General features: G+C 51.4%; 19 protein-coding genes. 15 read left to right on the top strand and 4 right to left on the bottom strand.

Features of this window, described 5'->3' with window-relative positions; translation table 11 throughout:
* Positions 1-429 precede the first annotated feature (429 nt).
* The 7 genes from AC0TN7_RS09050 to AC0TN7_RS09020 all read left to right on the top strand — a co-directional run bounded on the left by AC0TN7_RS09050 (position 430) and on the right by AC0TN7_RS09020 (position 8,314).
* Positions 430-1,077 (top strand): YchE family NAAT transporter, encoded by a 648-nt coding sequence (locus tag AC0TN7_RS09050; protein WP_021240330.1) that lies wholly within the window; start codon positions 430-432, stop codon positions 1,075-1,077.
* A 769-nt stretch (positions 1,078-1,846) separates the two neighbouring features.
* Entirely contained in the window at positions 1,847-3,478 is a 1,632-nt protein-coding gene (gene oppA / locus AC0TN7_RS09045; protein WP_024907095.1) for an oligopeptide ABC transporter substrate-binding protein OppA, read from the top strand.
* A gap of 84 nt (positions 3,479-3,562) precedes the next feature.
* Complete coding sequence (gene oppB, locus AC0TN7_RS09040; protein ID WP_008502786.1) at positions 3,563-4,483, top strand: oligopeptide ABC transporter permease OppB; 921 nt, start codon at positions 3,563-3,565, stop codon at positions 4,481-4,483.
* A 12-nt stretch (positions 4,484-4,495) separates the two neighbouring features.
* On the top strand, positions 4,496-5,404 hold the full coding sequence (gene oppC / locus AC0TN7_RS09035) for an oligopeptide ABC transporter permease OppC (RefSeq protein WP_023312096.1): 909 nt from the start codon (positions 4,496-4,498) through the stop codon (positions 5,402-5,404).
* A gap of 11 nt (positions 5,405-5,415) precedes the next feature.
* The gene (gene oppD, locus AC0TN7_RS09030) at positions 5,416-6,429 is read left to right on the top strand and encodes an ABC transporter ATP-binding protein (RefSeq protein WP_045404931.1); all 1,014 of its coding nucleotides are present in this window, start codon (positions 5,416-5,418) and stop codon (positions 6,427-6,429) included.
* A complete protein-coding gene (gene oppF / locus AC0TN7_RS09025) occupies positions 6,426-7,430 on the top strand; it encodes a murein tripeptide/oligopeptide ABC transporter ATP-binding protein OppF (RefSeq protein WP_048990744.1) in 1,005 nt (334 codons plus the stop codon). Before oppD ends, oppF begins: the two co-directional genes overlap by 4 nt.
* A gap of 14 nt (positions 7,431-7,444) precedes the next feature.
* Entirely contained in the window at positions 7,445-8,314 is an 870-nt protein-coding gene (locus AC0TN7_RS09020) for an ion transporter (protein ID WP_229226030.1), read from the top strand.
* Positions 8,315-8,345: 31 nt separating this feature from the next.
* Here AC0TN7_RS09020 and AC0TN7_RS09015 read toward each other — a convergent pair whose 3' ends face one another.
* Together AC0TN7_RS09015 and cls are read right to left on the bottom strand one after the other, a co-directional pair.
* On the bottom strand, positions 8,346-8,675 hold the full coding sequence (locus AC0TN7_RS09015) for an HI1450 family dsDNA-mimic protein (protein ID WP_006810881.1): 330 nt from the start codon (positions 8,673-8,675) through the stop codon (positions 8,346-8,348).
* 33 nt (positions 8,676-8,708) lie between these two features.
* Entirely contained in the window at positions 8,709-10,169 is a 1,461-nt protein-coding gene (gene cls, locus AC0TN7_RS09010; RefSeq protein ID WP_008502791.1) for a cardiolipin synthase, read from the bottom strand.
* A gap of 157 nt (positions 10,170-10,326) precedes the next feature.
* Here cls and AC0TN7_RS09005 point away from each other — a divergent pair, with 157 nt between their 5' ends.
* Together AC0TN7_RS09005 and leuE are read left to right on the top strand one after the other, a co-directional pair.
* On the top strand, positions 10,327-10,500 hold the full coding sequence (locus tag AC0TN7_RS09005) for a YciY family protein (RefSeq protein ID WP_021240326.1): 174 nt from the start codon (positions 10,327-10,329) through the stop codon (positions 10,498-10,500).
* A gap of 111 nt (positions 10,501-10,611) precedes the next feature.
* Positions 10,612-11,247, top strand: a complete 636-nt coding sequence (leuE, locus tag AC0TN7_RS09000) for a leucine efflux protein LeuE (protein ID WP_023312092.1) — start codon at positions 10,612-10,614, stop codon at positions 11,245-11,247.
* 109 nt (positions 11,248-11,356) lie between these two features.
* Here leuE and AC0TN7_RS08995 read toward each other — a convergent pair whose 3' ends face one another.
* Together AC0TN7_RS08995 and AC0TN7_RS08990 are read right to left on the bottom strand one after the other, a co-directional pair.
* Complete coding sequence (locus AC0TN7_RS08995; RefSeq protein ID WP_088208317.1) at positions 11,357-12,367, bottom strand: phage integrase; 1,011 nt, start codon at positions 12,365-12,367, stop codon at positions 11,357-11,359.
* Positions 12,368-12,463: 96 nt separating this feature from the next.
* On the bottom strand, positions 12,464-12,763 hold the full coding sequence (locus AC0TN7_RS08990) for a helix-turn-helix domain-containing protein (RefSeq protein WP_000106733.1): 300 nt from the start codon (positions 12,761-12,763) through the stop codon (positions 12,464-12,466).
* Positions 12,764-12,884: 121 nt separating this feature from the next.
* Here AC0TN7_RS08990 and AC0TN7_RS08985 point away from each other — a divergent pair, with 121 nt between their 5' ends.
* The 6 genes from AC0TN7_RS08985 to AC0TN7_RS08960 all read left to right on the top strand — a co-directional run bounded on the left by AC0TN7_RS08985 (position 12,885) and on the right by AC0TN7_RS08960 (position 17,699).
* The gene (locus tag AC0TN7_RS08985; RefSeq protein WP_062728682.1) at positions 12,885-13,160 is read left to right on the top strand and encodes a regulatory phage cox family protein; all 276 of its coding nucleotides are present in this window, start codon (positions 12,885-12,887) and stop codon (positions 13,158-13,160) included.
* A gap of 166 nt (positions 13,161-13,326) precedes the next feature.
* On the top strand, positions 13,327-13,827 hold the full coding sequence (locus tag AC0TN7_RS08980; protein WP_180256425.1) for a replication protein B: 501 nt from the start codon (positions 13,327-13,329) through the stop codon (positions 13,825-13,827).
* A gap of 66 nt (positions 13,828-13,893) precedes the next feature.
* A complete protein-coding gene (locus AC0TN7_RS08975) occupies positions 13,894-14,112 on the top strand; it encodes a DUF2732 family protein (RefSeq protein ID WP_049010660.1) in 219 nt (72 codons plus the stop codon).
* 22 nt (positions 14,113-14,134) lie between these two features.
* Positions 14,135-14,416, top strand: a complete 282-nt coding sequence (locus AC0TN7_RS08970) for a DUF5405 family protein (RefSeq protein WP_088208319.1) — start codon at positions 14,135-14,137, stop codon at positions 14,414-14,416.
* Positions 14,413-15,420: a phosphoadenosine phosphosulfate reductase domain-containing protein gene (locus AC0TN7_RS08965; RefSeq protein WP_049010663.1), complete on the top strand. Its 1,008-nt coding sequence runs from the start codon at positions 14,413-14,415 to the stop codon at positions 15,418-15,420. The genes AC0TN7_RS08970 and AC0TN7_RS08965 overlap by 4 nt, the downstream gene beginning before the upstream one ends.
* The gene (locus AC0TN7_RS08960) at positions 15,417-17,699 is read left to right on the top strand and encodes a replication endonuclease (protein WP_473702093.1); all 2,283 of its coding nucleotides are present in this window, start codon (positions 15,417-15,419) and stop codon (positions 17,697-17,699) included. The genes AC0TN7_RS08965 and AC0TN7_RS08960 overlap by 4 nt, the downstream gene beginning before the upstream one ends.
* Positions 17,700-17,776: the final 77 nt, after the last annotated feature.

Here is a 17,776-nt window from a genome sequence, read left to right as displayed (position 1 = left end):
TACGTCACACAGTATAGACAGAGCCGATACGACTTGCGTAACACAAAGTAAAACAAAGAGTTACTTTCTGCGTCAGCACACTAATTTACTAAAAGAGCCTTACCTTGGCATCATCCCTTTTGTCAGGTGACCTCCCTGGGGGTGTAACCAAGATTACTCACTTCTGAGTACGGAAATCATGATCTGTGTCAATTTCCCCCCAAGCTGATACCTTTCAGCAGGGTTATTTCGTGCTGATTTTTCCAGTGTTAAATAATTACGTAAGTATTGGAAGCGGCGCTATCATTGATTATACATATGTTTAACATCCTGAAATGATAACGTTTTGGCACAGATTTCGAGTGAAGTATGCTAATAAAAAGGGTATCTTCAGCGCGATTTCTCATGACGAATTGCCAGTCCAGGGCATGTGTATAAGCGGAGCAAAACGTGATCCAAACGCTCTTTGATTTTCCAACGTACTTTAAATTTTTTATTGGTTTGTTTGCCCTGGTCAACCCGGTGGGGATCATTCCTGTCTTCATTAGTATGACGAGTTACCAGACGGCGGCGGCCAGGAACAAGACCAACCTGACCGCTAACCTGTCAGTGGCGATCATATTGCTCACCTCTCTTTTTCTGGGTGACGCCATTCTCCAGCTCTTCGGGATTTCGATCGACTCTTTCCGCATTGCGGGTGGGATCCTGGTGGTGACCATCGCCATGTCCATGATCAGCGGTAAGCTGGGCGAGGATAAGCAGAATAAACAAGAGAAGTCAGAAACCGCTATCCGCGAAAGCATTGGCGTAGTGCCGCTGGCCTTACCGCTGATGGCCGGTCCTGGTGCCATCAGTTCAACCATTGTCTGGGGGACGCGCTATCATAGCCTGATGCACCTGATTGGTTTTTCAGTGGCTATTGCCATTTTTGCGCTCTGCTGTTGGGGCGTGTTCCGCATGGCACCGTGGCTGGTGCGCTTGCTGGGTCAGACGGGCATTAACGTCATAACGCGTATCATGGGCCTGCTGCTGATGGCGTTAGGGATTGAATTTATCGTTACGGGTATTAAAAGCATTTTCCCCGGTTTGCTGCACTGATATTGCATATGAAAGAACGGAGCCACGGCTCCGTTTTTTTACGTCATTATCAGTAAATCCTATAACTAAAGTTGAAATGCTCACATATCATAATAAATTCTACTAATAATGTTCATTGCTTGTATTTCAACAAGTTATTAATTCCACTCAAACCCGCCTGCGCAGAAAATCTTCGATCGCTCTGTTATTTTACTCACATGATACTCTGGGGCTTGCTGAGAGATAACCGAAATGATATTAGTAATTTCAACATTCCCCTAGATGAATGTGCTAAATAATAACCAGTTGTTAAATTTTTGTACAAAGTCACTCGATGATAGCGCAGCGACGCGCTTTGAGAGAAAGTTTTCTCTATCCTATTGAATGTCATGTTGTTTTGCTGATGTTCAATGTCCGGCAGGGCTGCCCTCAACGATGCGGTACTCACCGTAAAAGAGAATTGCTTAACAAATTTGCAAAATGTATTGGCGCACGTTTACGCCATTTGATACTTTCCGGCCTAATATTTTGCAGCATAAAACAAGCAGATGAGAATTATTTTCATATGGTTCTCTTCTCAGATATCCAACGCAGGTCTCAAACAGGGTGGCCTGTAAAGAATCGACGCAAGACGGCCATACGAGCGGTCAGTAATAAAAAAGTCGGTGATAGCAAGCAGTAAAAGAAGAACCTGACAGCAGCAAAAAAAACTCCTGCGCTGTACAGGCCCCAACAGGGGATTACACAGCTGGCGAAGGCCAGTCATTATAATGAGTGGAGTACCAACACAATGTCCATCATCACAAAAAAAAATCTGGTAGCGGCGGGGATTTTAACTGCGCTAATCGCGGGCAACGCTGCAATGGCTGCGGACGTTCCTGCAGGTGTTCAACTGGCTGAGAAGCAAACGCTGGTGCGTAACAACGGTGCGGAAGTTCAGTCTCTTGACCCGCACAAAATTGAAGGTGTTCCTGAGTCTAACGTTAACCGCGACCTGTTCGAAGGCCTGCTGGTGACAGACGTAGACGGCCACCCGGCGCCGGGTGTAGCCGAAAAATGGGAAAACAAAGATTTCAAAGTCTGGACCTTCCATCTGCGTAAAGATGCGAAATGGTCCGACGGTACACCGGTCACGGCCGAAGATTTCGTTTATAGCTGGCAGCGTCTGGCGAACCCAACAACCGCTTCTCCGTATGCGAGCTACCTGCAATATGGCCACATCGCCAATATTGATGACATCATCGCGGGTAAAAAACCTGTTACCGACCTGGGCGTAAAAGCGATTGATGCGAATACCTTTGAAGTGACGTTGAGCGAACCTGTTCCGTACTTCTATAAGCTGCTGGTTCACCCGTCCGTCTCCCCGGTACCAAAATCCGCCGTGGAAAAATTTGGTGAAAAATGGACGCAGCCTGCCAATATCGTGACCAACGGTGCCTATAAGCTGAAAGACTGGGTGGTCAACGAGCGTATGGTGCTTGAGCGTAACCCGCAATACTGGGACAATGCGAAAACCGTCATTAATCAGGTTACCTACCTGCCAATTTCGTCCGAAGTGACTGACGTTAACCGCTACCGCAGCGGTGAAATCGACATGACCTATAACAACATGCCGATTGAACTGTTCCAGAAACTGAAAAAAGAGATCCCTAAAGAAGTTCACGTCGACCCGTACCTGTGCACCTACTACTATGAAATCAATAACCAGAAAGCACCGTTCACCGACGTACGTGTACGTACCGCGCTGAAGCTGGCTCTGGATCGCGATATCATCGTAAACAAAGTGAAAAACCAGGGCGATCTGCCGGCATACAGCTATACCCCTCCATACACCGATGGCGCAAAACTGACCGAGCCAGACTGGTTCAAACAGACGCAGGAACAGCGTAACGCAGAAGCGAAGAAACTGCTGGCCGAAGCGGGCTATACCGCAGATAAGCCGCTGACCTTCAGCCTGTTGTACAACACCTCCGATCTGCACAAAAAACTGGCTATCGCCGTCGCTTCGATCTGGAAGAAAAACCTGGGCGCGAACGTGAAGCTGGAGAACCAGGAGTGGAAAACCTTCCTCGACAGCCGTCATCAGGGCACCTTTGATGTGGCACGTGCTGGCTGGTGTGCGGACTATAACGAACCGACCTCCTTCCTGAATACCATGCTGAGCGACAGCTCGAACAACACCGCGCACTATAAGAGCCCGGCGTTCGACAAGCTGATTGGCGACACGCTGAAAACCACTGACGAAGCACAGCGTACAGAACTGTACTCTAAGGCCGAGCAGCAGCTGGATAAAGATTCCGCGATCGTTCCGGTTTACTACTACGTTAACGCCCGTCTGGTGAAACCATGGGTAGGTGGGTATACCGGTAAAGACCCGATGGATAATATCTACGTTAAAAACTTGTATATTATCAAGCATTAATGGCAATGAGTGGGGCGGGCGTGCTCGCCCCACGGTGTCTAACCAACGTCACATAATATAGGCACACGCCAGAAGGTACGGGCAATGTTGAAATTTATCCTACGTCGCTGTCTTGAAGCGATTCCAACGCTATTTATTCTCATCACGATTTCCTTCTTCATGATGCGCCTTGCGCCGGGAAGTCCATTTACCGGTGAGCGTACGCTGCCGCCAGAAGTCATGGCGAATATCGAAGCGAAATACCACTTAAACGATCCTATCTCCACCCAGTATTTCAATTATCTGAAGCAGCTGGCTCACGGTGATTTTGGACCGTCATTTAAATATAAAGACTATTCCGTTAACGATCTGGTGGCGTCCAGCTTCCCGGTTTCGGCTAAGTTGGGGGCTGCGGCATTCATTCTGGCCATCGTTTTCGGGGTCACCGCAGGCGTTATCGCCGCGCTCAGACAAAATACCAAATGGGATTATGCCGTAATGGGGGTGGCAATGACCGGGGTAGTAATACCCAGCTTCGTTGTCGCGCCATTACTGGTGATGATATTTGCCATCACGCTGAAGTGGCTGCCGGGCGGCGGCTGGAACGGCGGGGCATTGAAGTTCATGATTTTGCCGATGGTGGCATTATCTCTGGCGTACATTGCCAGTATCGCGCGTATTACCCGTGGTTCAATGATCGAAGTGCTGCACTCAAACTTCATTCGTACCGCGCGCGCTAAAGGGCTGCCGATGCGTCGGATTATCTTCCGCCACGCGCTCAAACCGGCGCTGTTGCCCGTGCTCTCCTACATGGGACCGGCATTTGTCGGGATCATTACCGGCTCTATGGTTATCGAAACAATCTACGGCCTGCCGGGCATTGGTCAGCTGTTCGTTAACGGCGCGCTTAACCGCGATTATTCGCTGGTACTGAGCCTGACCATTCTCGTCGGTGCGCTGACCATTCTCTTTAACGCTATCGTCGATGTGCTGTACGCCGTCATCGACCCGAAAATCCGTTACTAACTGGAGCACGCCATGATGTTGAGTAAGAAAAACAGCGAGGCGCTGGAAAACTTCAGTGAAAAACTGGAAGTAGAAGGTCGTAGCCTCTGGCAGGACGCGCGCCGTCGCTTTATGCACAACCGCGCGGCGGTTGCCAGTCTGGTTGTTCTGGTGATTATCGCGCTGTTTGTGACCCTGGCGCCGATGCTGTCGCAATTTACCTATTTCGACACCGACTGGGGCATGATGTCCAGCGCGCCGGATATGGAGTCTGGCCACTATTTCGGCACGGACTCCTCAGGACGCGATCTGCTGGTGCGTGTCGCTATCGGTGGCCGTATCTCGCTGATGGTCGGGATTGCTGCCGCGCTGGTGGCGGTGATCGTGGGTACGCTCTACGGCTCACTGTCCGGCTACCTTGGCGGCAAAATAGACTCGGTAATGATGCGTCTGCTGGAAATCCTGAACTCCTTCCCGTTTATGTTCTTCGTCATCCTGCTGGTGACCTTCTTCGGTCAGAATATTTTGCTGATCTTCGTGGCCATCGGGATGGTTTCCTGGCTGGATATGGCGCGTATTGTCCGCGGCCAGACCCTGAGCCTCAAACGCAAAGAGTTTATCGAAGCCGCGCAGGTCGGCGGTGTCTCTACCGGGAATATCGTGGTTCGCCATATCGTTCCTAACGTGCTGGGCGTGGTGGTGGTCTATGCCTCACTGCTGGTGCCAAGCATGATCCTGTTTGAATCTTTCCTGAGCTTCCTCGGTCTGGGTACGCAAGAGCCGCTCAGCAGCTGGGGCGCGCTGCTGAGTGACGGTGCAAACTCAATGGAAGTGTCTCCGTGGCTGCTGTTATACCCGGCGGGTTTCCTGGTCGTTACCCTGTTTTGTTTTAACTTTATCGGCGATGGCCTGCGTGATGCCCTCGACCCGAAAGACCGTTAAGGAGCGCCGTCATGACAATTATTGAAACGGCAACCGCGCCACAGGCGCAGCAGCGGAGCGACCTTCTGCTGGACGTAAAAGATCTTCGCGTCACCTTTAAGACCCCGGACGGGGATGTGACCGCCGTGAACGATCTCAACTTCAACCTGCGCGCGGGCGAAACGCTCGGCATCGTGGGGGAATCCGGATCCGGGAAGTCCCAGACCGCCTTTGCGCTAATGGGCCTGCTGGCCGCTAACGGTGTGATTGGCGGTTCCGCGAAATTCAACGGTCGTGAAATCCTCAACCTGCCGGAGCACGAGCTCAACAAGCTGCGCGCCGAGCAGATCTCGATGATTTTCCAGGATCCGATGACCTCGCTGAACCCGTACATGCGCGTTGGTGAGCAGCTGATGGAAGTCCTGATGCTACACAAAGGCCTGGGTAAAGCCGAAGCCTTTGAAGAGTCGGTCAAAATGCTCGATGCGGTGAAAATGCCGGAGGCGCGCAAGCGCATGCGCATGTTCCCGCACGAGTTTTCTGGCGGTATGCGCCAGCGCGTGATGATTGCGATGGCGCTGCTGTGTCGGCCAAAACTGCTGATTGCCGACGAACCGACCACCGCGCTGGATGTTACCGTTCAGGCACAAATCATGACCCTGCTGAACGAGCTGAAGCGTGAGTTCAACACGGCGATTATCATGATCACCCACGACCTGGGCGTGGTGGCGGGCATCTGTGACAAAGTGCTGGTGATGTATGCCGGTCGTACCATGGAATACGGCAAAGCGCGCGATGTCTTCTATCAGCCTGCGCACCCGTACTCGATTGGCCTGCTGAACGCGGTACCGCGCCTCGATGCGGAAGGGGAATCCCTGCTCACCATTCCGGGCAACCCGCCAAACCTGCTGCGCCTGCCGAAAGGCTGTCCGTTCCAGCCGCGCTGTCCGCACGCGATGGAAATCTGCAACAGCGCTCCGCCGCTGGAAGAGTTTGCACCAGGCCGTCTGCGCGCCTGCTTTAAGCCGCAGGAGGAGCTGGTATGAACGCTTTAGATGAAAAACGCAATGTGCTGCTCGAGATTGCTGACCTTAAGGTGCATTTCGACATCAAAGACGGCAAACAGTGGTTCTGGCAGCCGTCGAAGACCCTGAAAGCGGTGGACGGCGTCACGCTGCGCCTGTATGAAGGGGAAACCCTGGGCGTGGTGGGCGAGTCCGGCTGCGGTAAATCGACCTTTGCGCGCGCCATTATCGGTCTGGTGAAAGCCACCGACGGTAAAGTGGCCTGGCTGGGTAAAGACCTGCTGGGCATGAAGCCCGACGAGTGGCGCGAGGTGCGCAGCGATATCCAGATGATTTTCCAGGATCCGCTGGCGTCACTTAATCCGCGTATGACCATCGGTGAGATTATTGCCGAGCCGCTGCGGACCTATCATCCGAAGATGTCCCGTCAGGAAGTGCGCGATCGCGTTAAGGCGATGATGCTGAAAGTCGGGCTGTTGCCTAACCTCATCAACCGCTATCCGCACGAGTTCTCAGGCGGCCAGTGTCAGCGTATTGGTATTGCGCGCGCCCTGATCCTCGAACCGAAGCTGATTATCTGTGATGAGCCGGTTTCCGCACTGGACGTGTCCATTCAGGCGCAGGTGGTTAACCTGCTGCAGAAGCTACAGCGCGAAATGGGGCTGTCGCTGATCTTCATCGCGCATGACCTGGCCGTGGTGAAACACATCTCTGACCGCGTGCTGGTGATGTATCTGGGTCACGCCGTGGAGCTGGGCACCTATGACGAGGTGTACCACAACCCGCTGCACCCTTACACCAAAGCGCTGATGTCGGCAGTGCCGATCCCCGATCCCGATCTGGAAAAGAATAAGACCATCCAGCTTCTGGAAGGGGAATTGCCTTCACCGATTAACCCGCCGTCGGGCTGCGTCTTCCGCACGCGCTGCCCAATGGCCGGGCCGGAATGTGCGAAAACGCGACCGGTTCTGGAAGGCAGTTTCCGACATGCGGTTTCCTGCCTGAAAGTAGACCCGTTATAATCGTAAGGGCTGACATGATGTCAGCCCTTATATTTTGCGAGGTCACTGTGTCGCGTTTATTCACGTCAGCCCGTCGGCGGCTTTATCATGTTTTATTCGATCCTGAAACGGTATCCGGGCGACGCTTCGAAGGTCTTTGTGGGTTATTTGCGCTCCTCAGCGTGGTGGTCATTTTTATTGAATCGGGCGCCGGGACGCAATACCACCTGACGTTTGACGAATGGCATGTCTTTGTCTGGCTTGAGCTGGCGATTACCCTGGTTTTTACCGCTGAATATCTGCTCAGAGTAATTGCGTGGCCCAACCCGGCCCGATATGTTTTCAGCTTCTGGGGATTTATTGATTTAGCCACTATTCTGCCGCTCTACGTCATGTGGCTGTGGCCGGAAATCAGCCTGAGTTATGTCTTTGCCTGGCGGGCGATGCGCGTGATTCGGGTATTACGTATTCTGAAATTACTGCGTTTTATGCCCTCACTGCGCGTGTTCTGGAGCGCAATTGTCAGCGCGCGGCATCAGCTTATTCTCTTCTACTCGTTTATTGCCATCGTCATGATCGTTTTTGGCGCGCTGATGTATCTGATAGAGGGGCCGAAATATGGCTTTACGACGCTCAATGCGTCCGTTTATTGGGCGATAGTAACCGTGACGACCGTGGGGTACGGTGATATCACGCCCCATACGCCGCTGGGCCGCATTGTGGCCTCAGTGCTGATTTTGATTGGCTATTCGGTCATTGCTATTCCGACCGGGCTGATTACCACGCACATGAGCAGCGCATTTCAGAGCCGCAAGCAGCAGCGCAAATGTCCGGCATGTCACCAGGGTGAACATGACCTTAACGCGCGGTTTTGTAACCGCTGCGGAAATGCGTTGCCGGAGTAAATAAAAAAGGCTGCAATCGCAGCCTTTTTTATTATTCGCGCCAGAGAATATGACACAGCTTGTGGTCTTTCTCTCGACAGAGCAGGACGCGGGCGAAAATATCGTTAATCTCGCCACCGTCTTCATCGGCCAACCCGATGACCACTTCGGCAAAGAAGTCAGGATTCAGATCGAAATCCACATGTTCAGCCCAGTCTTCTGAAGGGTCGAACAGTTCGGCACCGCCGCGCTCTTCGAACTGCAGATTAAAGAGGATCACGTCTGCGGGATCGAGGTTATCAACCGCCAGTTCGAGAAAAATGTCATAGGCCTGCTCGAGCGTTTCGTCTTCGGTCAGGCGATTGTTCAGATCCATTTCCATGATGACTACCTGTTTAACATCGTTGGGCACGTTTTACAGCAACGGACTAAAGAAGTAAAACAGTCGTTCGGCAATTCTCTGCCACAGCGGACGTTTTACCCACAGTCTGGCATCCAGCAGCCGCGAGCGGGAGATATAATCATCCTGCACCGCGGCGAGATCGCCACCAAAGCCGGCATCATCAATAACCAGAGTGATTTCAAAGTTGAGCCACAGGCTGCGCATATCCAGATTGACCGTTCCCACCAGGCTCAACTCGCCGTCGACAAGCACGCTTTTGGTGTGGAGCAATCCACCTTCAAACTGGTAGATCTTCACCCCTGCGGCCAGCAGTTCGCTAAAGAAGGCCCGGCTGGCCCAGCCCACCAAAAGGGAGTCATTTTTGCGCGGCAATATAATGCTCACATCGACGCCGCGCTGCGCCGCGGTACAGATCGCGTGAAGGAGGTCATCGCTGGGAACAAAGTAGGGCGTCGTCATGATCAGGTATTCACGCGCCGAGTACGTTGCCGTCAGCAGCGCCTGATGAATCAAATCCTCCGGGAAGCCCGGCCCGGAAGCAATGGTATGAATAGTGTGACCGCTGGCCTCTTCAAACGGCATAATATTGCCGTCCGGCGGTGGCGGCAGAATGCGTTTGCCGGTTTCTATCTCCCAGTCGCAGGAGTAAACGATGCCCATCGAGGTGGCAATCGGCCCCTCCATTCGCGCCATCAAATCCACCCACTGGCCTACGCCCGAGTCCTGCTTGAAGAAGCGCGGATCAACCATGTTCATGCTGCCGGTGTAGGCAATATAGTTATCGATCATGATCATCTTACGATGCTGGCGGAGATCCATCCGGCGCAGAAACACGCGCAGGAGATTGACCTTCAGCGCCTCGACCACCTCGATCCCCGCATTACGCATCATGCCCGCCCAGGGGCTACGGAAAAATGCCACGCTGCCTGCGGAGTCAAGCATCAGACGGCAGTGAATGCCGCGTCGCGCCGCGGCCATCAGCGATTCAGCGACCTGGTCAGCCATCCCGCCGGGCTGCCAGATATAAAAAACCATCTCGATATTATGACGCGCCAGCTGGATATCGCGGATTAATGCCTGCATGACGTCGTCGGACGAGGTCAGCAGCTGGAGCTGATTGCCCTTAACGCCACCAATCCCCTGACGGCGCTCGCACAGCTTAAACAGCGATGATGCGACGCTACTGTTCTCCTCGGCAAAGATATGTTTGCAGGCTTTAAGGTCGTTCAGCCACTTTGCGGTTGAGGGCCACATGGCACGGGCCCGCTCTGCGCGGCGTTTACCCAAGTGAAGCTCACCGAAAGAGAGATAGGCTATAATTCCCACCAGCGGGAGGATGTAGATTATCAGAAGCCAGGCCATGGCAGAGGGAACGGCTCTGCGCTTCATCAGGATGCGTAATGTCACACCTGCGATTAACAGCCAGTATCCCAAAATGACCAGCCAACTCACCACGGTGTAGAAGGTTGTCATAGGTAAAAAAATCCTTTTGAAAGCGTATTGTTATGAGTGTACGCATCAGGATTCATCTGGCAAATAAAACGCCAGGTAAAAGCGCTGGTTTGCCGCAGGGTTGGGTTTATAATGGCCTTTCTTTTAGAGAAAAAGTGTTAGAGAAAGAGTTGTAGACATGAAGCGCAGTAGAACAGAAGTAGGGCGCTGGCGCATGTTGCGACAGGTGAGTCGTCGCAAGGCTCGTTGGCTGGAAGCACAATCCCGCCGCAATATGCGTATTCACGCCATCAGAAAATGTGGAATGACCCGGCATCGCAACGCGTTGCTGTTCGCAGTCCAGGATATCTGAGTACCATGAGGGCACCGTAATGGTGCCCGCTGATTTTGTAGCGTCTGATTTTTAGGAGTAGCGTATTTGCAGCGCTATTCCTGCTGTATTGAGCAAAAGGAGGGAGAAGAAGTGTTTGCGGAGTTTGGCGTACTGAATTTCTGGACGTATGTTGTAGGCGCATTTTTTATCGTGCTGGTACCGGGGCCGAATACCCTGTTTGTGCTCAAAACCGGGATTGGTCACGGCGTTAAAAAAGGGTATCTCGCCGCCACAGGCGTGTTTATCGGTGATGCGGTTCTGATGTTTCTGGCCTGGGCGGGTGTCGCAGCATTAATCCAGACCACGCCGGTGCTGTTTAACATCGTGCGCTATCTCGGAGCCTTCTATCTGCTGTGGCTGGGGGGCAAAATGCTCTGGTCGGTGGTGAACCGTCAGAAAAACGCGCATGAGAGCGGCCCCGAACCTGCCAGTATGATCATGAAACGTTCGCTGGTATTGAGCCTGACCAATCCAAAAGCGATTCTGTTCTACGTATCGTTCTTCGTTCAGTTTATTGACGTGAACGCACAGAGCACCGGCACCTCTTTCCTTATCCTCGCGACGACGCTTGAGTTGATAAGCTTCATGTACATGAGCTTCCTGATCTTCTCCGGTGCGTTTGTCACGCGTTATCTCAAAACGAAAAAGAAACTGGCAAAGCTGGGAAACGGGCTGATAGGGCTGCTGTTTGTCGGGTTTGCGGCGAGGTTAGCGTCGTTGCATTGATTGATGAAAGGCTCCTGCGGGAGCCTTTTTAATGTCTGGCGTAGCTGGAAAGCCGCGCCAGACAAGGCTTCACGTTTTACTACTAGCAGCCAAAAGCCATAAAAAGCGGCTAGGGTGTGGACACATTGTGGACACTCTTACCACCATTAGCACCCTTCAGCGGGTTAAGCGAAATCGCGTCCTGCAGATACTGAGGAGCGAAGTGCGCATAGACCATTGTCTGCGCAATTTTCGTATGACCTAAGATCCTCTGCAGTGTGATGATATTGCCCCCGTTAATCATAAAGTGCGTGGCGAAAGAGTGTCGTAGAGCATGTGTTGCTTGCCCCGCCGGTAAGTCGGGCTTAACTTCTTTGAGGATTCGCCTGAATTCAGCATAACTGGCGTCAGGAAACAGAAAACCTCGTGTTTTGCCTACAACATAAGCCGCAACGTCATCAGAGATCGGGACCGTGCGGGGTGTGTTGGTTTTCGTCTTAACGAAAGACACCCGGTTATGAATCACGTTCTCCGCCTTCAACCGCGCAGCTTCTCCCCATCTTGCCCCGGTACTCAAACACAAAACCGCAATTTTACGATTATCACCTGAGAGCGCAGCAAGTAAGGCGTCAATTTCCTCAAGAGTGAGATAGCCCGTTTCGGCAGTCTGCTCTTTCAGTTTTTTGAATCCCCTGAATGGATGCTCACCGTTATACAGTTCTGACTCAATCAGGGTTGTGAACATTCCACCTAGTGTGATCAGGTCACGGTTGATGGTAGTTGGCTTAATACCTTCACCCCGACGTTGAGCACAATATTGCGTTATCAGGCTCTTGGTGATCTGGAAAGCGCACGGGTTTCCGGTCATCGTTTCGAAACGCTCAATTTTCCTGAGATACGATTGACCGTGCTCCTCATGTTTACCTTTCAGCTTCCACCACAACTCTTTCAGTTCTGACAATTGGCGTTTGTCCGTTGGTTTTGAGAGCCATTCCTTTGAGTGATGGTTATATTGAGTGTGCTTTTCAAAAGCCATCGCCTCGCTTTTCTTGTCGAACTTCCGACGGATGCGTTTTCCGTTACGCCCGCTCGGTCTAATGTCCACTTCATATCGACCATCATCGAGCTTTTTAACAGACATAAAGCCTCCCGATGATGTAACTGCGTACTTCAATTTCCTGATTTAAATAGCAAAAACTCACTGTGCATTTGCTGCACAAAAAAGCGCCGTAAATGGTTAGCCAGTTTTCTGGTCTGAGTGGGGTGACGTTGTTGTCTGCTGCCCAAAGTGCGCGAGAGCCGGTGCAATTTGCCCAGCTTCAGGTGCTATTTGGTCAGTCATAAACCATAAGGTGTACTTGGTGAAACGAGGATGTTGAAGGATTCTCATTATGGGCTCGACACCCGGTTTTTTATCCCCAGCTTCGTATCCACAAAATGAACCATATGCTATTCCGGTTAACTCACTGATTTCCTTTCTATTTAATCGTTCTGACTCCCTGATGAGTTTGATTTTTTCATTTATCGGGGTTGACATGAATCCTCCATACGATGATTATTCCCTTATAAGGAAATAAATTCCTTATTAGTGGGTTTTGGCTATAGGCAATTAAAGCCCTTTATGAGCAATTAAATGCACTAAAGGAGAATCGTAACAGATGAACAACCAGCTTGTAAGTAGCACGGATGCGGTCCCGTATCAGGAGTTTGCCCGTCTTATTGGAAAAACTCCTGCAGCGGTTAAAGGTATGATTGAGAAGGGCAAGTTACCTGTTGTTGAGATGACCGATCCGCAGTCGACGAGTGGGCGTGCAGGGGAATATTGGGTTTATCTTCCAGCGTGGAATAAGGGCATGAAGATGGCCTATGACAGCCGCCCGAAGGAAATTAGAGACGGTTGGCTGATGTGGCTCGGATTAGGGGAGCCAGTATGAATAATGAACCTCGCTGTATTGCACAGTTGCTTCGAAGAGAAAGCCCTAAACCTACCAACTTCACTATCACTCACGGTCGCGGACGCAAGGGCATCATCATCCGAACCCGTAAGACGGGTGTTATCGAGAAGCTTCGCCGCCTGGTCAAAAAGAGAGGGCTGTGGTTATGACGGTCATGACACTTGATGTGATCCAGAAGCAACCAACAGCACTTCGCGGTCTGGTCTGCAAGTATCTGGCTCAGCCTCGCTGGCAAGACACTTGCGATTTTTACAATCAGATGATGGAGCGGGAGCGTCTTACGGTTTGTTTCCACGCTCAATTAAAACAGCGTCACTCTGTCATGCGCTTAGAGGAAATGACCGAAGCCGATCGTGAGCGTCTTGTTTGCGCGCTTGATGAATTGAGAAATGCATTCACCCGGTATCGCCAACTTGGCACCTCAAAAGCAACTTTCATCAGCCGCCTGACTGTAAGCCAAAGACGCTCATTGTTTCTTCATGCGGGACTGACAGAGCAGGAATTTATGATGCCGCACTGGCGTTTGAATGAGGAGGACTGTTATTGGCGTGACAAACTTTTCCGCGCTTTGCGAGAGTTGTTCAGCCTTTTTGAGTACGCACCAACCATTTTAACCTCAGTAAAACCTGAGCAGTATTTACATTAATTAATCTGGATTCGTTTTATTACGCGCCTTACAGCGTGGGGACTCCTCTTGTCCGGAGATAGGCAAATGCAAAAACAAAATACAGCGCAGCGGGGAATGTATTCGGCACATCTGGCGCAGGCAGTAAGCGAGGCACAGCGCGACACGGCGACCCGCTTCTCTTCGCAGTTTGACGGACTTATCGCGTACATCAGTAAGTCAGAACTTAATCGCACCGAGATTATCGAGTTATTAGGCCAGGAGTCGGAAAAGTTACACAACTCAATTTTCGGTAGAGCTGGCTAATCACTTTTAACAGGAAGCAAAAATGAGCATACGCATCGAGATTAATAACCAATACGTCATCACTAGTGACCGCTATCAATTCATTTTGCAGGAAAAAAAGACCGCTACATCCGGGAAGAATGAAGGTAAGGAATGGTTGGACGTTGTGGGTTACTACCCAACTGTCCCTAAACTCGTTTCAGGTCTGATTCTCCACGATATTTTGACAGGTGAAGCGAGCAGCTTTGCAGAATTGGGCTATCAAATCGAACGCATTGGTCAAGAGTGCAGCGCTTGCTTTTCTAAAGGGAACACTCGCAAATGACGATTGATGCTCGATGCTTAGCTGATAACACAATCAACATAGTCACAGTTTCTGGCGGGAAAGATAGTTTAGCTGATTGGCTCTTAGCAATAGAGAACGGCATTCCTTTTCGTGTTGTGTTTGCCGATACCGGCCATGAACACCCTCAGACGATGGATTATCTTGATTATCTGGAGAATCGCCTTGGGAATATTATTCGTGTAAAGGCTGATTTCTCTAAACGCATACAGGGGAAGCGGGATTTTATAGCTGAGCGATGGCCTGTTTCTCTTGTCGAAGAGTGCGGTTTCACTAGGGATGAAGCTGCGTTTCGTATTCAACGCGCATTGTCATTACTTCAACCAACTGGAATTCCTTTCTTAGATTTGGCTATGTGGAAAGGTCGATTTCCCTCCACAAAAGCAAAATTTTGCACGTTCGAACTGAAACACGAGCCTGTCAAAACCCAGGTTGTCGGGCCCGCGCTTAATGATTTCGATGAGGTGGTTATGTGGCAAGGAGTGCGGGCTCAGGAGTCGCCTGCGCGAGCTGCTTTGTCTGAATGGGAAGAGGATGCAGACAATACACCGGGTTTGCATGTTTATCGCCCGATCCTTCAATGGAAGCATGAGGAGGTTTTTGCCATCGCAAAACGCCACGGCATCAAACCTAATCCTCTTTATTTGCAAGGATGTGGGCGAGTCGGGTGTATGCCTTGCGTCAATGTCAGGAAATCTGAACTTGCAGAAATTTTCGCAAGATGGCCTGAAGAAATCGCCCGTGTGTCGGAGTGGGAACGGCTCGTTGCGGAATGCTCCCGTAGGGGCAATGCTGTTTTCTTCCCTTCAACTCAAGATCCGAAGCGAGCGGAGAAGCGAATTAATGTTGTAACTGTCGATGGTTACGGCATACAGACATACCGTGACTGGGCAATGACTACCCACGGAGGAACTCAATTTGATCTATTGGGTGCATCAAATGACTTAAGCGTATGCAGTAGCATTTATGCGGGCGTGTGTGAGTGAGCAGCCCATGTAAAGGGCGCATCGCTCCCTCGCCACCAACGCCTTTCTCGAAGCACACCGACGATACATTCGTCGGTGCTTATCCCTGGAATGCCCCACGCTCTGCAATCGGCCGCGACAGACCCCTTACACGTGGCGAATTCCGTCAGGTGCAAGGTGTTTTAGGTAAAGTTAATCGCCTGCCATATGTCTTAAAAACGTTGTTTAACTCGCGGTATGACTTCATCCGTCGTACTAAAAGCCCACTTCATGGTCTCTATTTCCTCAAGAACACCGTTGAGCAAAGGGTGGGGCCGCGTCTTGAGCGAGTCAATCAGTTAAACGGAATGAACGAGACTGCATCTCTTCTCTTTTTAAGCGAGCGCGAAAACTATTCACGTTTAGCGGGTATGAGTGACAAAGAGCTCAAAAAATTTGCTGCCCGTATCGCTTCGCAGCTCTATGTTGCTTATGAGGAACTTAGCGATGCATGGGCAGATGCTCACGGCGGTAAAGAAACCCTTTTCACCGATGAAGCGCAGGCGCACTTATATGGTCACGTTGCCGGTGCAGCTCGTGCATTCAACATCACCCCAATGTTCTGGAAGAAATACCGTAAAGGGCAAATCACGATCCGCCAGGCATTTTCCACTATCGCTCGTCTGATTAACGATGAATGGTGGATTAACCAGTTTAAGGGGCAGCGTATGCGCTGGCACGAGGCCTTGCTGATTGCCGCCGGTGAGGTGAACAAAGACCGCTCCCCATACGCTAGTAAAACGGCGATCCGCGATGTGCATTCTCGCCGTCAGGCTAATCTCGAATACTTGAAGTCGTGCGAGCTGGAAAACAAAGTCACAGGTGAGCGCATCGATCTCATCAGCAAAGTCATGGGAAGTATTTCAAACCCCGAAATCCGTCGTATGGAACTGATGAATACTATCGCAGGTATTGAGCGCTATGCGGCCGGTCAGGGTGACGTCGGGATGTTTATCACCATCACCACGCCGTCGAAGTATCACCCGACACGTCAGGTTGGAAAGGGCGACAAAAAGACGGTGCAGCTTAATCACGGATGGAATGAAACCGCCTTTACGCCTAAGGATGGACAGCGGTATTTATGCAGAATCTGGAGCCTGATGCGCACAGCTTTTAAAGATAACGATCTGCAGGTCTACGGGATGCGCGTGGTTGAGCCGCATCATGACGGAACACCACACTGGCACATGATGCTTTTTTGCAAACCAGAGCAACGCAAAAACATTACCGAAATCATGCGTCGTTATGCCTTAAAAGAGGATGGCGATGAAAAGGGCGCTACAGCACGGCGCTTTGAAGCGAAGCACCTCAATCGAGGTGGTGCAGCTGGTTACATCGCAAAGTACATTGCGAAGAATATTGATGGTTACGCGCTCGATGGTCAGATCGATCACGACACCGGCAAGCCTCTCACCGATACAGCAGCAGCTGTAACCGCATGGGCGTCAACATGGCGCATCCCGCAATTTAAATCTATTGGCCTGCCGACGATGGGAGCATATCGAGAGCTGCGCAAACTGCCCAGTGGTGTGAGTATCGCTGATGAATTTGATGAGCGTGTCGAGGCGGCCAGAGCTGCAGCTGATGAAGGTGAGTTTGACCTGTATATCGCAGCGCAGGGTGGGGCGAATGTTCCACGTGATAGCCAGACCGTCCGTGTGGCTCGTAACGTGACTGACGAGGTCAATGCCTTCGAAGAGGATATAGAGAGAGTCGTGGGCATCTACGCCCCACACTTAGGCTCTGAGCTGGTTCATGTAACCCGGACAGCCGAATGGCGCATCGTTCCTAAGCTTTTGGCCGTTGAGCCTTTGACTTTAAAAAGCGGCATTGCCGCGCCTCGGAGTCCTGTCAATAACTGTGGGCTGTCTACCAACGAAGCCGACACGGATATGACGCCTACACCGTCTGAGCAAGCCGCAGCGGTGTTAAATCTCATTGATGGCGGGGTTATCGCATGGGATGACCCCGAAGTCGTGACGGCGCTCAGAGGTACGTTAAAACACGACGCCCCGCGCCTAAATCGCCAGCAAAGAAGCGGCGAGCCATTAAAACCACATCAGGTAGCGCCATCAGGGCGAATGACGAAGGCCGAACGGGCGCAGATTCCGCGCATCCGCTTCGATCTGGCGCAACAGGGCATCACGCCGCAGCGCTGGGAACTTCAGGCGCTGGCACGTGGCGCAACCGTGACATTTGACGGGCAAAAATTCTCTTATCCGGTCGCTGATGAGTGGCCGGGATTCTCACCAAGCATGTAAAGGTGATTTAAAAGGCTGATTTTGCTTCCACAAAACGAACTGCAAGCTTTGATGATTGGCATAAGCAACTGATGGAT

The organism is Enterobacter sp. PL_is511, from assembly GCF_055816065.1.
The sequence above is the reverse complement of the archived record's forward strand: the minus strand, read 5'-3'. Positions and strand labels throughout refer to the sequence as shown.

Excerpts from the sequence above, each read along its gene's own strand:
- oppF (WP_048990744.1), top strand. The coding sequence starts at position 6,426 with ATGAACGCTTTAGATGAAAAACGCAATGTGCTGCTCGAGATTGCTGAC.
- AC0TN7_RS09015 (WP_006810881.1), bottom strand. The coding sequence starts at position 8,675 with ATGGAAATGGATCTGAACAATCGCCTGACCGAAGACGAAACGCTCGAG.
- AC0TN7_RS08995 (WP_088208317.1), bottom strand. The coding sequence starts at position 12,367 with ATGTCTGTTAAAAAGCTCGATGATGGTCGATATGAAGTGGACATTAGA.
- oppA (WP_024907095.1), top strand. The coding sequence starts at position 1,847 with ATGTCCATCATCACAAAAAAAAATCTGGTAGCGGCGGGGATTTTAACT.
- AC0TN7_RS08975 (WP_049010660.1), top strand. The coding sequence starts at position 13,894 with ATGCAAAAACAAAATACAGCGCAGCGGGGAATGTATTCGGCACATCTG.
- cls (WP_008502791.1), bottom strand. The coding sequence starts at position 10,169 with ATGACAACCTTCTACACCGTGGTGAGTTGGCTGGTCATTTTGGGATAC.
- AC0TN7_RS08980 (WP_180256425.1), top strand. The coding sequence starts at position 13,327 with ATGACGGTCATGACACTTGATGTGATCCAGAAGCAACCAACAGCACTT.
- oppC (WP_023312096.1), top strand. The coding sequence starts at position 4,496 with ATGATGTTGAGTAAGAAAAACAGCGAGGCGCTGGAAAACTTCAGTGAA.
- AC0TN7_RS08990 (WP_000106733.1), bottom strand. The coding sequence starts at position 12,763 with ATGTCAACCCCGATAAATGAAAAAATCAAACTCATCAGGGAGTCAGAA.
- AC0TN7_RS08985 (WP_062728682.1), top strand. The coding sequence starts at position 12,885 with ATGAACAACCAGCTTGTAAGTAGCACGGATGCGGTCCCGTATCAGGAG.
- AC0TN7_RS09020 (WP_229226030.1), top strand. The coding sequence starts at position 7,445 with ATGATGTCAGCCCTTATATTTTGCGAGGTCACTGTGTCGCGTTTATTC.
- oppB (WP_008502786.1), top strand. The coding sequence starts at position 3,563 with ATGTTGAAATTTATCCTACGTCGCTGTCTTGAAGCGATTCCAACGCTA.
- AC0TN7_RS08970 (WP_088208319.1), top strand. The coding sequence starts at position 14,135 with ATGAGCATACGCATCGAGATTAATAACCAATACGTCATCACTAGTGAC.
- AC0TN7_RS08965 (WP_049010663.1), top strand. The coding sequence starts at position 14,413 with ATGACGATTGATGCTCGATGCTTAGCTGATAACACAATCAACATAGTC.
- oppD (WP_045404931.1), top strand. The coding sequence starts at position 5,416 with ATGACAATTATTGAAACGGCAACCGCGCCACAGGCGCAGCAGCGGAGC.
- AC0TN7_RS09005 (WP_021240326.1), top strand. The coding sequence starts at position 10,327 with ATGAAGCGCAGTAGAACAGAAGTAGGGCGCTGGCGCATGTTGCGACAG.